The following is a 15,737-nucleotide window of genomic DNA, read 5'->3' as shown; positions in this document are numbered from 1 at the left end:
TCTATCATACTAATATTAAATACCTTATATTATTTATAAACTTTATATATTATCTATAAACTTTATAAAGTTACTCAACCTCAATTGTTTTACTAAATTTATCACTAATAACCCATGAACCCTTTTCTTTTTTCACTTTAAAAGTAATTTTAGAATAATATTTACCATGTTCACCTGGTTGTGTCACTATAACTTTACCTCCAGACTTATTTTTATAGTCATGTTCATCTATCTTTTCATGAGTATGACTAGCAACAATAGCATCAATCCCATCTACTGTAGTTGCTAATTCTTTTACTCTATTTCCTGGATGCTTAGGATTTTTAGGTTCTTCTCCTGAATGTACAACTGCAACTATTATATCAGGATTTTCTTCTTTCATCACTTTTACCCACTTTTTTGCATCTTCTACTAAATCATTTGCATATAATTTATCTTTATATTGAAATTGCTCTTGTAAATTTACATTTTCAAGACCTTTACCTACCTCTTTTATTGTAAGACCCAATATTCCAACTTTTACATTACCTTCATTTGTTTCCACATCTTGTATGACATATGGTTTAACATAGTTTTGTCCAGACTGTTTATATACATTTGCTGATAATACAGGAATCGCCAACTGCTCAAAATCCTCTACAACAGCATCTAAAAGACGCTCATCTGACCAAAACTCATCTTTTTCAGATACAAATTCATGATTTCCAAGTACTACTGCATCATACATTCCATTCTTCATAGCTATGACCATTGGACATCTACTAATCTCTGTGTCCGTATTATTATCCCTTATAGCTTGCCATTCTTTATACCATTCAGTCATTTCATCTGTTTGAGGGTCTAAAAAGTCTCCTGCATCTACTACAACAGGTTCAATGTGGCTACTTTGTTCATTAACAAGGCTGACTTCTAATTTATCAGAAAAATGTGAATGTAAATCTGCAGTAGCAAGTATATTTATTTCTTTATCAATTATTTTTAATTTGCTAGTCTTTTCCTTTATATCCCATTTACCATTCCTCTTATTTAATTTAAAGTTAATCTCTGACACACTATCTGAATGTGAACCTGGTTGTGTGACAATTACTTCCTTGCCAGATTTATTTTTATATGTATGTTGCTTTATTTTTTTATGAGTATGACCAGCTATAACTGCATCTATTCCTTCTACCGTAGTTGCTAGCTCCTTTATTCTATTTCCTGTATTATCAGAACTCTTAGATTCTTCCCCTGAATGTACAACTGCAACTATTATATCTGGGTTTTCTTTCTTCATCACTTTTACCCATTTCTTTGCATCTTCTACTAAATCATTTGCATATAATTTGCCTTTATACTCAGGTTGCTCTCCAAGTTCTCTTGATTTAGTTTCTTTTTCAACATCTTCAAATCCTGAACTTTTCCCTACTTCTTTTATAGTAAGACCTAGTATTCCAACTTTTACATCGCCCTTATCTGTCTTAACATTTTTCATCACATATGGTTGTATGTAGTTTTTTCCAGATTGTTCATATATATTTGCTGATACTACTGGTATATTATTATTTTTAAAATCAGAAACTAATTTATCAAGACCTGGCTTATCATTTGAAATAAATTCATTATCTCCAAGTACCACAGCATCATATTTTAATGGTATCATGTCTTTAACTATAGGTACTTCATCTTGGCTATTTTTAACTGTGTCTTCATATTCTGCTATACCACTCTCTCTAATATTAACTAGTTTTTTTCCAGAAGTCCATTCCCACATTTCTTTACTTTGTTCACCAAAAAAATCTCCTGCATCTACCATAAGTAAATTTTCATTCTTTGCTCTTTCTTCATTTACATATGAAACCAGAGAATCTGTCACAACTGAATGTAAATCACCTGTTCCTAATATTTTTACTTCTGTATCTGATACTTTATCTTTTGTATCTTTTGTACTTTGACATGCCACAAGTAATCCCACTAAAAACACTATCAATGCCATTATAATAAATTTTATTTTCATAAAAGCCCCCCTCGCAAATTTTTAGATTATAATAAAATTTAATATCATGCTTTATTTTAAACTATAGCAGGTTATAGAACTATGAGCAACATTCATTGGATTAATAGATTATTATCTTTAAAGATATTCATATTTAAAGATATACATTTCATTTATTATGTCATCATATTTAAACATACTTAATAAAATATTTAAATATACTATTAGAAAACTTTAAATGTATATTTCACATAATAAACTTTTATCCAATACAAATAGATATGATAAGATTGTAGCAATATTAAAATATATGAAGAAAATCGAGTATAAAATCTTATTTAAACAGTTAAGTAACTAGAATGGTTGTAAAAGTGACATGTCCACACCTTTATAAATAAAATTGATAAAAGGCTTTGTGTATTTTTGACTGTATTACCTATATTTTATCTGATATTCAAAATATAGAAATACGGAGTAATTTTATATCCTCAGATGTGATTGTTATAGATATCAACATCCTCAACATGCATGCTGATAAGAACCTCATTGTACCACTTCACTTTCTTATGCTAAAAGGTACAATGAAATTCTGTTTTATTTATACAATTTATAAATTAGACCATTACTTCTTAGGATTTACAAGTTCATCAAGTAACATTGGAAGTAGCTCGTCTATTTGTTCATCATTAAATTGGCAAGTCCCAACAGCTTTGTGACCTCCACCGCCATACTTAAGCATTAGACTACCAACATCAATATTTGAAGTTCTATTTAAAATACTGTATCCTACAGCTACAGAACACCCTTTTCCACCTTTTCCATTTACAATCCAGGCAGAAATATTTTGTTCTGGATACATACTGTAAATCATGAAACGATTACCTGTATAAATTGGCTCTACTCCACGTAAATCAGAAATAATAACATCTCCTTCTGTACGTGTGTATTTAGCAACCATTTCTTTAAATTTATTTGTCTGCTCAAAATAAACTTCTATACGTTCCTTTACATCTGACAGATTTAAAATTTCTTCTGTATCTAAAGTTCTACATGCATCAATTAACTTTTCCATCAATTGATAGTTAGATATAGTAAAGTTTCTCCAACGCCCCAACCCTGTTCTTGGGTCCATAAGATAACCAATTAAAATCCATCCAGTTGGATTTTGTACCTCTTCTATAGTAAGATTTCCAGAATCAACTTTGTCTACTGCTTCTAGCATTTCATTAAAATGAGAAAATCTTTCATTTCCACCATAATACTCATAAATAATTCTTGCACAAGAAGGAGCAATGCGACTTTCTCCTTTATACCTTCCTTTAAGCTCATTTCTCTCAAATTCACTAGAATGATGGTCAAACCAAAGACCACACCCTTCTACAAATGGTACATTGGCAAGACAATCATCTTCTGTTACCTCAACTAACCCATCTTGTAAGTCTTTAGGATGAGCAAATTTCCAATTATCAATAATACCTGCTTCTTTTAATAATGCACCACAAACTAATCCATCAAAATCAGAACGTGTAATTAATCTCATTATGTTTCAACCCCTTTGCTTTAAATATATGCCTATAGATATTATAATTTTTTCCTTAAATATATAATATCACTTTATATGTCAGCTTGATATACATTTCAATATATACCCATAAAACTTATTTTTTTGACTATAAATAGCTTTATTTATTATTTAAAGCACAACTTTATCTTTTATTTAAAATATAGTTATATCTTGCCTAACAGCAAAAATTTCAATTATTCTTCTTTAGGAGGTGTAATTATCAATCCTATAGAGTGCTTTTTGCGTCCTTCTCCTGATGGGTTATTTTTTAAAGGTTCTAGTATATCACTAATCTTTCTAGTTGCTTCAGTTATTTCTTCTAGATTAGCATATACTGGAAAGACAGAAAAACCAGAACCATCTTTTAAAATATCTTTTTCTTCTCTTTTAGCGTAATCATAAAACTCCTTCATAAATACCATCATATATTGAGTAAACAGCTGTACATATGCTTCTGCTGAGTTTTCATTTATCATTTTTTTTGCATCATCATCAATATCTGACTTAACAGCATATACTTTTTCAACAGTTCCTCTTATTTTATTTTCTTCAATTACCTTTATAATATTATCCTTTAACATTTTATCAAGATAACGATAAAGTGTGGCTTGTGATATATCCTTAAACTTCTCTCCTAATTGCTTTGCTGTAGTTTGCTTATTTGAATAAATCTCAAGTAACAACCTGCACTTAACTGGATTTATAAAGCAATCCATAAGTTTTTCATTCATATTATACTACCTCCCCATTATTATCATTAAGATAATATTATCATGTTGATAATATTTAATCAAGTCTATTAAAAATTTTATACAAACAAATAATACTCAAAAAATAAAAAAAGCCCTTGAATTATTTACATAATTCAAAGACTTTATATCTCATGATTTAATACTAAGCTAATTTTGCTTTAGCAACTTCTGCTAATTTAGCAAATCCATCTGGATCTTGTATAGCCATTTCAGATAACATTTTTCTGTTAACTTCAACACCAGATAATTTTAATCCATTCATTAATCTTGAATAAGATATTCCATTCATTCTAGCTGCTGCATTTATTCTTTGTATCCAAAGTTTTCTGAAGTCTCTTTTCTTTAACTTTCTTCCTATATAAGCATTTTTTAATGCCTTCATTACGAATGTATTTGCTGGTCTATATAATTTGCTTCTAGCTCCTCTGAATCCTTTTGCAAGTTTTAATATTTTTTTATGCTTCTTACGAGCGTTCATAGCTTTTTTAACTCTTGCCATCGTTATGACCTCCTTTTATATCCCTCTTCTATAGTTATTATTTATAATCCGTATCCTATCCTAGTATGGTAATAATTGTGCTATTCTCTTAGCATCTCCATCACTTACTAGAGTTGATTTTCTTAAGTTCATCTTAGTTTTTGCAGATTTTTTAGTTAATATATGTTTTTTATAAGCTTTAGCTCTCTTTAACTTTCCTGTTCCTGTTTTCTTTAATCTCTTTGCTGCACCTCTATGAGTTTTCATTTTAGGCATGACAAATTCCTCCTCTCAGTTAATCATCTATTTTTTTGGATCTATAATTACAACCATATTATTACCCTCAAATGCAGGGGCTTTTGTTGGTTCTCCAAACTCTTTTATTATATCTAAAAACTTTAACATAACTTCTCTTCCTATATCCTTATGTCCTAGTTCTCTACCTCTAAATCTAAGTTCGACTTTGACTTTATCCCCTTTTTTAAGGAATTTTATAGCATTATTAGCTTTCGTATTTAAATCATTTTGTTCAATACCTGGTCTAAGTCTTACTTCTTTTACAACTATAGTCTTTTGTTTTTTCTTAGCTTCTTTGTCTTTTCTCGCTTGCTCATATCTAAACTTTCCATAATCCATTATCTTACACACTGGTGGATTTGCATTTGGCGAGATTTGAACCAAATCTAAGTTTTTACTAGTAGCCATTGCTTGAGCTTCTTTAGTAGGCATTACTCCAAGTTGTTCACCTGTAGGTGAAAGGACTCTTATTTCCTTGTCTTTTATTTGTTCATTGATTGCTAATTCTTTGCTAATTGTAGGACACCTCCAAATTTTTTATAAAATATAAAATAAAAAGCGGATGACATAATCATCCGCAATATAAGTTACCAAATTTAAACAAGCTTAAATTACTACTAAGCTTTAACTTATATTTACCTTACTAACCCTCGGCGTAAGGTGAGAAGCGGACTTCTTCTTTGTTTTATTCTTACCCTATCCACTATATCATTTTATCAAATTTTTTGCAACTATTTTTTTAAGTTTAATAAATTTTTACTAACTTAACTGCTTTTTTATTTAAAATTGCACATATTTATTATAAACTACATATTATTTGTATTTAATTTCTTCTTCCTAATACTTATTATATGCTCATACCATTTATTTTGCCCTCATTTTCCAAAATTTAATTAAAAAAATTCAAACTTCAACTTTAAAATCTTTTATTACCCTATCACTCTATATAATAAATACTTAAAAACACTTCTTTAGCCAATTTTATACTGAATACTTTACTTTACATTCTTTAATATCCATATTATAGCTTTTTCATCATTTCAATTTTATCTTGATTTGTAGTATTTTTTAGTATATAAAGGTAATTTGCACATATTCATAAATGACTTTTTCCAGTTAAATTTATGAATTTATTTTTATTTAGATTACATGTATATTTTTTCCATAAAAAATAAATAATAAAATATAGTAAATATGGAAAATATAAAATTGATTAACAATAATTAATTACCTGAGGTGTGAATATGAAAATGCTAAACAACTTTTTTAAAAAAATTAACAATCCAGTTCCTGTCTTTGCACAGACAAAAATGGAAAGAGAAAATCAAACAGATGATTCGCTTTCTACAAAACCAAAAACTACATTTAGAGATGTAGCTGGATTAGACGAAGTAAAAGAAGAACTATTTGAAATAGTTGATTTTATGAAGTCTCCACAAAAATATCAAAAAATGGGTGCAAAAATACCTAAAGGCGTATTATTTTATGGTCCTCCAGGGACAGGAAAAACATTACTTGCATCTGCTGTAGCTGGTGAAACAAACTCATCATTTTTCAATGTTACAGGTTCTGAGTTCGTTGAAAAATATGTAGGTGTAGGAGCAAAAAGAGTAAGAACTCTATTTGAAAAAGCTAGAAAAGAAGCTCCAAGTATAATATTTATAGATGAAATAGATGCTGTAGGAGCAAAAAGACATCTTGAAAGCAACAATGAAAAAGACCAAACGTTAAACCAACTTTTAGTTGAAATGGATGGATTTAATAAAGACTCCAATGTATTAATAATAGGTGCTACCAATAGACTTGACTTATTAGATGAAGCTTTACTTAGACCAGGAAGATTTGACAGACACATTCATATAGGTGCACCAAATTATCACACTAGATTTGAAATTCTAAAGGTACATACAGATGACAAGCCTATAGACAAATCTGTAAATCTAGAACTTTTAGCTAAAAAAACTCACGGTTTCAACGGAGCCCATCTTTCAAATATAGCAAATGAAGCAGCTATATTTGCAGTTAGAGATGACAGTGAATATATTACAGCAGAACACTTCGACAAAGCACTTGAAAGAGTTATTGCAGGATTAGAATCCAAAAACTCTTCATTAGTTGAAAAAGAGAAAAAGATAGTAGCTTATCATGAAGCTGGACATGCTCTTGTAAGTGATATAGTTGGAATTTGTCCTATACAAAAAATATCTATAGTACCTAGAGGACAAGCATTAGGTTATGTTCTTCAATTACCTGATGAAGATAGATATATTTATACTAGAGATGAATTGGTTGGAAAAATAAAAACATTACTTGCTGGAAAAGCATCAGAAGAACTAATATTTAATCATAAATCTACAGGAGCAAAGGATGACTTAAAGAAAGTCACTGAGATAGCTAACCAAATGGTTTGTGAGTATGGTATGAGTAACTTAGGATTTATGACTATTGATGGAAATGATAAGACTTTCTTATGTGATAAAGTTCAAAAAGAAGCTAATCGTATAGTTGAAAGTTGTTATAAAGAAACTTTAGAGATGTTAAAGGATAACCTTGAAGATTTACATTCTGTTTCTAAATTCCTATTTGAAAAAGAAACTATGACTCATGAAGAATTAAAAGATTTGATAGGAAAAGAAGCTGTAAATTAGTTTGATAATATTTTAAATAATTTCTACATCAAAATTAATAATTATTTGAAAAAGAATTTAAATATTTTGAGATGATAGGTATTGAGGCTGTAGGTAGATTTGTGTAGAAACAAATTTACTTACAACCTCTTTATTAATTTTTTGTTTATTATCTTTCATTCTGTTATTAAATATTGACTCTACTAACCTTATTGATTTAAATTTACTTTCTATTTTTTTGTTTTTGATATCTTTTTAAATAAACAATACATTTTTCTCATAAAAGCTAGCAAATTTTTTTGAGTATTCGTCACAAAAATTTTACCTTACTGTAATTATCTTCCTGTAAACATACGGTTAACATTACTATGATATTGTTTTGTATATAAATACCAATAGACTAATATATAAGACACTAATGAAAAGTAAATTTTAAATGTTAAACACATAAATAATACATATGAAAAGGGGAACATATCATGAATAAAAAATTAAATGCAAAAATTATATCTACAGGAATGGTTATGACTACACTTGTTACAGGAGTTGCTCAGGCACAAGAAACTGCTCAAGGTAATACCAATATAGAAAAATCTGAAAAAACAGCACAACCTAAAAGTAGAAAAGAAATTAAAACTAGTAGTACTACATATAGTCAACTAGCTGATTTTCTTTTGCAATCAGCTAAATCATATAATTCTAACATAGATAAAAAGAAAATCATGTCTGGATACGAAAAGAAAGAAAATCAAAAAGTTAATAGACTAGATGGTCTTATCATGATAAGTAGAGCTTTTGGAACTTTATCAGCTCCAAAAGGTCAAAATGAAAGAGTGGCAGAGAAAAATGTAAGTTTTACAGATATACCTGCTTCTGCTAAGTCTGATATAGATAACTTAATAAATGGTGGAGTTATGGTTAACACTAAAGACAAAAAACTTAATGGTAGTGAAGTTATGACTGTAGGAGAAGTTGATACTATGGTTAGACGTATCTGGGCATTTAAAGGTAGTAATCCAAAAGATGATTTTTATAATTTTGTAAATAAAAAATCTTTGGAGGAATCAAAGCTTCCAAGTGACGAAGCAGTATCTGGTGGTTATGTTGATATTGAAAATGAAAACACAAAAAAAATTAATGCTATTATTAAAGAAATAGTAGAAGGAAATCATAAAAAAGGTAGTGAAGAACAAAAAATTAAAGATTTCTACCTTAATATACTAGACATGAAAAGCAGAAATGAGCTTGGAAATAAACCAATAAAAAAATATCTTGATGCTATAGACAAAGCAAAGAATGTAAAAGAACTTAATGAAATTCAAAAAAAATCACTTGAAGAAATAGGAACTGGTGGTTCGGTTGGTCTTTTTTTAATGCAAGATAATGTAGATGAAGCAAAGTATGCTTTATATATAGGAACAATGGCTGATACACATTTATTTAGTTCATATTCAAATGATGAGACAATAGAAAATAGCAAAACATTTTTTAAAAAGCTGTTAATTTTAAGTGGAGAAAGTGAGGCACAAGCTAGTAAGCATGTTGATGAGTATATAAACTTTGTAAAAAAAGTATCTGGAGGTGAAGAAGGTGTTGACAAGAGGATGACTTTAAAAGAGATAGAAGAAAAAATGCCAAATTTAGAATTGTCTAAAACACTTACTGCTGCTGGCTATACTAATCTTCCTAAAGAAATCAAGGTAATGAATCCAAAAGATTTAGAACTATTTAATAAGGCATACACTAATAATAATTTAGAAGCTTTAAAAACTCTTTTTAAAATAAAACTGTCTGAAGAAAATGCACAATTTTTAGACCAAAAATATCTAAATGTTTGGACTGACAATGCTAATCCTGGTGCAGATGCTTCGCAAAGTAAAATAACTGAAAAAGATGCAGCAGCATTAACATCTGAAAAGTTCAGTTCATATATTGGAAAATTATTTGTAGAGAAATATTTTCCTGAAAAATCAAAAAAAGACGTTGAAGATATGGTTAAATCTTTTGTAGAATTATATAAAGAAAGAATTAAAAAACTTGACTGGATGAGTGAAACTACCAAAAAAGAAGCTATAAAAAAACTTGATAAAATGACATTTGTCGTTGGATATCCTGATAAATGGGAATCTGATGCAGAAAATGTAGACATTAAAAGTAAAGAAGATGGTGGAAATCATTTTGATAATATAACCGCTTTTAAACTTGCACGTCTAAAAAAAGATGCTGAAAATACAGGTAAAGTAATACCAAAAGATAGATTTGGACTAGCAACATTTACTGTAAATGCAGTGTATGGAATGTATGATAATGCAATGACTTTCCCCGCAGGTATTTTACAAGCACCTTTATATGACCCAAATGCATCAAGAGAAGAAAATCTAGGTGCAATAGGTGCAGTAATAGGACATGAAATTTCTCATGCATTTGACAACAATGGAGCCAAATATGATTCAAGTGGGAAAGAACATGATTGGTGGACTAAGGATGATTACAGAGAATTTCAGGAACGTTGTAATGATGTAGTTAATTTCTATGATGGATGGGAAATAGCTCCAGGTGTAAAAGCAAATGGTAAGATAAGTTTAGGTGAAAATATTGCAGATATAGGTGGTGTAGGAGCTGCCTTGGGAATTTTATCAAAGATGGAAAATCCAAATTATGATAAGTTCTTCAAGAGTTATGCAGAGTCATATATTAGATTATACACAAGAGAATATGCAAAGAGTTCTACAGGAGATGAGCATAGTCCAAATACTTTAAGAGTAAATCGTGTCTTATCAAATTTCGAAGAATTCTATAAAACGTATAATATAACAAAGAATGATGGTATGTATGTAGCTCCTGAAGATAGAGTAAATTTATGGGATAATCTAGATACTAATGTAAAATCTAAAAAAATGACTGGAGATGACAGATTTGAAACAGCAGTAAAAGTATCTAAAGAAGGCTGGAAAACTTCAAATACTGTAATACTTGTAAATGGTACTGATAAGCACTTAGTAGACGGATTATCAGCTACACCACTTGCAAATACAAAAAATGCACCAATGCTACTTTCTAATGGAAGTAATGTAGATAAATCAACAATGGATGAAATTAAAAGATTAAAAGCATCTAATATAATAGTTGTAGGTGGAGAGGCTTCAATCTCTAATTCAGTCGTTAACCAACTAAAAGGTGTTAATAAATCTATGAATGTAAAAAGAATAGGTGGAAAATCAAGATATGAAACGTCTTTAAATATAGCTAAAGAAATGTCTGGTAATAACAATATTGATACAATATATGTAAGTGCTGGAGATGGAGAAGCTGATGCACTATCTATTTCATCAGTAGCAGGAAAAAATAACTCTCCTATAATACTTACACAAAAAGATGGATTAGATAAAGACGCATATGATTATATTAAATCTAAAAAAGTAAAAACTTCTTACTTTATAGGTGGGGAAACTAAAATCTCTCAGAAAGCTATAGAGCAAATTAATAATATAACTTCAAATGATGTCTCAAAAAACAGAATTGCTGGAAATGACAGACAAGAAACTAATGCTCGTGTTATTGAACGTTTCTATAAAGATAATAGCATAAATGGTGTGATATTAGCTAAGGAAAATAATCTGATTGATGCTTTATCAGTAGGCCCATTTGCATCAAAGGAAAATATGCCAGTTGTAATAGCCACAAATAGTTTAAATAAAGAACAAGAAAATATATTAGATAAAAAGAGCTCAGAAAAGGTATATCAAGTAGGTGGTGGTATAAAATTATCTGTACTTAATAAATTAAGACTCTTATTAAACAAATAATATAATATAAATAAAAAAATATCCTATAAATATATATTTACTGAATTAATCACAAATATTCAAGAAAGTATTCTCCATTTTGAATTTGAAGAATACTTTTCTTGTTTATACATTATTAGCATATCTTTAATATAATTTTATACTAAACTGTAGAATCTCTTTCAATCAATTCAGGCTTAAGCATTTCAACTACTGGCTCACAATCATCTTCCTCTAATAAAATTTTAAGTATATTAATCGTTTTTCCAATTAATAAGTCTAATGGTTGTCTAATCGTTGTTAAACTATAACTTTTCCATGAAGCCATCTGAATATCATCATATCCCATTACTGATAAATCCTCTGGTATCTTCAATTTATACTCAAATCTTGCAGCATCCATTACACCCATAGCTATCAAATCACTTGTGCAAAAAATTGCTGTTGGAGGACTTGATAATGCTAGCATTCTCTTTCCAGCTTCATATCCAGAATCATAATCATAATTTGCAGACTCTTCTTTAAGGTTGTGAATTCCGTTTTGTCTTAATTTAGAATAAAATCCAATTTTCTTTTCCATTTCCTCACTTGTTTCTCTTGTAAATTGAATGTATCCTATATTTTTATGTCCCCTATCAATTAGGTATTCAGCAGCCATTCCTCCACCTTCAATTGGGTCCACATAGACCGTACTTATTTTTATACCTGGTATAAAACGATTAAAAAGAATCACAGGAATATTATTTTCTTCACATGTCTCAGCCATTACCTTATTCATAGCTGAAGCTGTAATAATCACAGCTTCCACTTGAAACTGAATTACTCTTGAAATTATATTATCTATTCTTTCTTGTCTAGGAACCTTAAAAACAAGACATTGTTTACCTATTTCTTGAATCTTTTCCACAAATAAGTTAATAATTCTGTTGTAAAATGGACCTAGATTATCACCAACTATCAATCCTATAACATTTGTTTTGCCACTAATCATTCCTCTTGCAACTAAATTGGGAACATAACCAATTTCATCTGCTACACGGAAAATTTTTTCTCTTACTTCAGGTTTTACACCTTTTCCATTTGCACTACCAAATGCTCTTGAAACTGATGACTGCGATACTCCTGCTAGTTTTGCAACATCTTTTGAAGTAGCCGATTTATTATAATGAACTTTCTTTTGATTCATTTAGTATTTCTCCTTAAATATCTTGTATTTCTTTTTAGCATCTTTTACTTCTTCTTAAACACCTTACATTTCTTATTAAAATTGTATTAAAAATAAGATTATATATTGAACAACGAAAAAAACTAACACAATTAACTCTTGTTTCCCTAAAGAAAATGGCAATACAGATACTCCATCTACTTTATCTATTCCTTGCGAAATAAGTTCTTTTCTCATACCAAATACAGTATATTTTTTAATATCTTCTATATTGTGATTATTCTTTAAAATGATACTAAAAATATACCCAAATATTAATGTTATTGTAGCACCTATTGCTGGATTCCACAACCAACTCACATTATATTTATTAGAAATAAAAAAGCCTAAAACTAATCCTATGATGAAACCAATAGAGACCCCTTTATCATGAGCTTTGTATGTAAACATAGCCAATATAAATGCACCTGTAGCTGGACCAGCAAAATATGAAATATAGTTACCAACAAGGTCAAGAATTGATTTGATGCTTCCTCCAAATCCCATAATAATAAAACCTGTCATAACAATACCTATAATCATTGTTATAATCATTGTGACTTTTAATGACGATTCCTCATTATCTTTTTTAAAATAAAACTCATAAATATCCTTTGTAAAAACAGTTGTCATACTGTTTAATATAGAGTCAATACTAGACATCGCTGCTGCAAATACACCAGCAATAATAATTCCAATTGCCCCTACTGGAAGTTCATTCAAAATAAAAGTAATCATTATTTCATTTGTAGTTTCAAATGCTCTTCCCTTATAATAAACAAATAAAATCACTCCTACTAATAACATAAAATAGTAAGCTAAATTCATAACAAATGCACTAACTACAAAAGAATTTTTGGCACCTTTTAAAGATTTAGATGTCAAAACTCTTTGAACTTGAGATTGGTCAAAGCAGAAATATCTTATCCACATTACAGTTCCACCAAGCAGAGTAGCCCAAAAAGTATTTGTAATTGAAATATCCATACTAAAATCAAATGTATTTAATTTACCGCTCTGTTGTGCAATTTGCAATGTATCAAAAAAACCGAGATTCATTCCTTTTAGTGCTGTTATAATTACTATAAATACAGCACTTATTACTACTACCATTTGAATACTATCAGTCCATATAACTGCTTTAATTCCCCCTAGTAGTGTATATATAATTGCTACACATACAACTATTGGAACCAAAATATAAAGTGACCAACCAGTGATTATCTGAATAATAAGTACTGGTATATACACCATAGAACTTGCTTGAATCAATGAATTGATAAAAAATTGAATAATAGTTAATCCTCTTGAATAATTGCCTAAACGAAGTCCCATATATTCATATACAGATGTTATTTTTAATCTATAAATAACTGGGGTGGTAATGCTCAGTGCAAAAAATATTGCTAAAGGGACTGTAATGTTAACCATCACTGGATACATTCCATCCATATATGCCCATCCAGGACCCCCTATAAATCCATTAGCACTAATCATAGTAGCAGCAACTGACAAAGCGATTGGAATCCATGGCATTGACCTACCTGCTAAGAAATAATCTTCTTGATTTTTATTATCTTTTCCTGAATAATAACCAATAACCAACATTAACAGCAAATATCCTACTATAATACACACATCGATTACTGAAATCATAAGCCACCCCTTTCTAACTAACAAAATAGTTCTTAGAATTCTATTCTTTCTTGTTTAATGTTTCTGGTAAGAACAGCCATACAATAGCACCTGCTACAAATACTGCTGTTGATATATAAAAAATAGTTGTCATACCTAAAGCACCTGAAGCTGTACCAGCTATTGCAGGGATTGCAAATGTAGATATAATTCTTCCTCCATTGAATGACATTCCCGAGGACAATGAACGATATTTACTTGGGAATAATTCTGTATAGTATGCTCCCCATGCTCCAGAATATCCAACAGCAATACCTAATAATACTGATATCATATAAAATGCTGTTGTATTATTTCCTCCTAGTTTTGTATATATAAAGACAAATACTGCCGCTAATGCCATACCTATAAAAGGTACTTTTCTTCCAAATTTATCTGCTATTGAACCCCAGAATAAATATCCTACTAACTGCCCAATTCCTTGTAAACTATATATAGAACCTGCTACTGCTGCTGTCATTCCCATTCCTGTTACCAAATATGTAGTTGCATTGTTTGAAAATGCTGAGTATGCTGTAAAATTAGCACCTGATAAAATAATTGTTCCTAATCCAATCCACAAATATTTCCCCTTATACATACTTACATAGCTAATTTTTTCACCTATTTCTTTTCCTTTTTTAACCAATTCTTTTGTATACTCTGAATCATCTGGTACAAAGAAAAATGCTAAAATAGCTCCAATTATAGGCGGTATAATCGCAGTATACATTAATATTTGCCAATTTGCATCACCTAAAAATCCATACACTTTCCCGCCAAAAATCATGGCTAGCGAAAATAAAGCAGTTAATACAGCAGCTAACTTACCACGATATTTACTTGGAAACATATCCGCAACTAGAGGCATCGCTGTTCCAAATACACCACCCAATACTACCCCTGTACATAAACGTGCAATTTTCCACAATATAATATTTGTAGGAGATAACATTGGAATAAAAGTTGTTAACCCAATTAATAAAGCTACACTAATTAAAGTTTTCTTTTTACCAAGCTTTGTAGAAATCACTCCAAAAATGAATGTACCTGGAATTGTACCAAAGGACATGACAGCAAATATTTCTTCTGTCTGTTTTAATGAAAAACCAAACCCGCCTTCTGCCAAAGTATAAATCATTGTTGGTTTAATAAAAGTACCTACCATAAAATTATAGCAATAAAAAAAGTATATTAATGCAATGGAAAAAAATGCAATTCCCCTTTTTAGATTCGAATAATCTTTTCCTAGTATAATATCATTTTCTATCATATCTGTTGTTTTCATATTGTTCATAATTACCCCTCCCTTACTGTTAAGCATACTATCCCTAAAGCTTTCAATTTTTACTTTTCATACATAATTCTTATTTAAGTTTTA

At 29.5% G+C, this 15,737-nt stretch carries 11 protein-coding genes and 1 other annotated feature; of the genes, 2 read left to right on the top strand and 9 right to left on the bottom strand.

What is annotated here, in order from left to right:
• Window positions 1-70: 70 nt before the first annotated feature.
• The 6 genes from KGF48_RS04950 to infC all read right to left on the bottom strand — a co-directional run bounded on the left by KGF48_RS04950 (window position 71) and on the right by infC (window position 5,582).
• Window positions 71-1,996, bottom strand: coding sequence for a metallophosphoesterase (locus tag KGF48_RS04950; protein WP_227867801.1), 1,926 nt, complete (start codon window positions 1,994-1,996; stop codon window positions 71-73).
• A gap of 601 nt (window positions 1,997-2,597) precedes the next feature.
• On the bottom strand, window positions 2,598-3,515 hold the full coding sequence (locus tag KGF48_RS04945; protein ID WP_227839755.1) for an exopolyphosphatase: 918 nt from the start codon (window positions 3,513-3,515) through the stop codon (window positions 2,598-2,600).
• 218 nt (window positions 3,516-3,733) lie between these two features.
• A complete protein-coding gene (locus KGF48_RS04940) occupies window positions 3,734-4,270 on the bottom strand; it encodes a hypothetical protein (RefSeq protein ID WP_227839756.1) in 537 nt (178 codons plus the stop codon).
• A 163-nt stretch (window positions 4,271-4,433) separates the two neighbouring features.
• Window positions 4,434-4,790 (bottom strand): 50S ribosomal protein L20, encoded by a 357-nt coding sequence (gene rplT / locus KGF48_RS04935; RefSeq protein WP_227828695.1) that lies wholly within the window; start codon window positions 4,788-4,790, stop codon window positions 4,434-4,436.
• A gap of 60 nt (window positions 4,791-4,850) precedes the next feature.
• On the bottom strand, window positions 4,851-5,045 hold the full coding sequence (gene rpmI, locus KGF48_RS04930; RefSeq protein WP_003418222.1) for a 50S ribosomal protein L35: 195 nt from the start codon (window positions 5,043-5,045) through the stop codon (window positions 4,851-4,853).
• Between the two features lie 27 nt (window positions 5,046-5,072).
• A complete protein-coding gene (gene infC / locus KGF48_RS04925) occupies window positions 5,073-5,582 on the bottom strand; it encodes a translation initiation factor IF-3 (RefSeq protein WP_227828813.1) in 510 nt (169 codons plus the stop codon).
• Window positions 5,583-5,610: 28 nt separating this feature from the next.
• Window positions 5,611-5,753: a sequence feature (ribosomal protein L20 leader region), on the bottom strand.
• 557 nt (window positions 5,754-6,310) lie between these two features.
• Between infC and KGF48_RS04920 the strand changes: the two genes are divergently transcribed.
• Window positions 6,311-7,714 (top strand): AAA family ATPase, encoded by a 1,404-nt coding sequence (locus KGF48_RS04920; RefSeq protein ID WP_227839757.1) that lies wholly within the window; start codon window positions 6,311-6,313, stop codon window positions 7,712-7,714.
• Window positions 7,715-8,172: 458 nt separating this feature from the next.
• Window positions 8,173-11,499 carry a cell wall-binding repeat-containing protein gene (locus KGF48_RS04915; RefSeq protein ID WP_227867800.1) on the top strand — a complete coding sequence of 1,109 codons (3,327 nt, stop codon included), beginning with the start codon at window positions 8,173-8,175 and terminating at the stop codon, window positions 11,497-11,499.
• Window positions 11,500-11,641: 142 nt separating this feature from the next.
• On the opposite strand, the gene KGF48_RS04910 is transcribed toward KGF48_RS04915, so the two are convergent.
• From KGF48_RS04910 to KGF48_RS04900, 3 genes are all read right to left on the bottom strand, one after another.
• On the bottom strand, window positions 11,642-12,664 hold the full coding sequence (locus tag KGF48_RS04910; RefSeq protein WP_227842704.1) for a LacI family DNA-binding transcriptional regulator: 1,023 nt from the start codon (window positions 12,662-12,664) through the stop codon (window positions 11,642-11,644).
• 75 nt (window positions 12,665-12,739) lie between these two features.
• Window positions 12,740-14,338, bottom strand: coding sequence for a sodium:solute symporter (locus tag KGF48_RS04905; protein WP_227839760.1), 1,599 nt, complete (start codon window positions 14,336-14,338; stop codon window positions 12,740-12,742).
• Window positions 14,339-14,378: 40 nt separating this feature from the next.
• On the bottom strand, window positions 14,379-15,653 hold the full coding sequence (locus KGF48_RS04900; RefSeq protein ID WP_227867799.1) for an MFS transporter: 1,275 nt from the start codon (window positions 15,651-15,653) through the stop codon (window positions 14,379-14,381).
• Window positions 15,654-15,737: the final 84 nt, after the last annotated feature.

The sequence above is a fragment of the Clostridioides sp. ZZV15-6388 genome, assembly GCF_020657755.1.
GTDB lineage: Bacteria > Bacillota > Clostridia > Peptostreptococcales > Peptostreptococcaceae > Clostridioides.
Note: the sequence above shows the minus strand (reverse complement) of the source record. Positions and strands in the feature narration are given on the sequence as shown.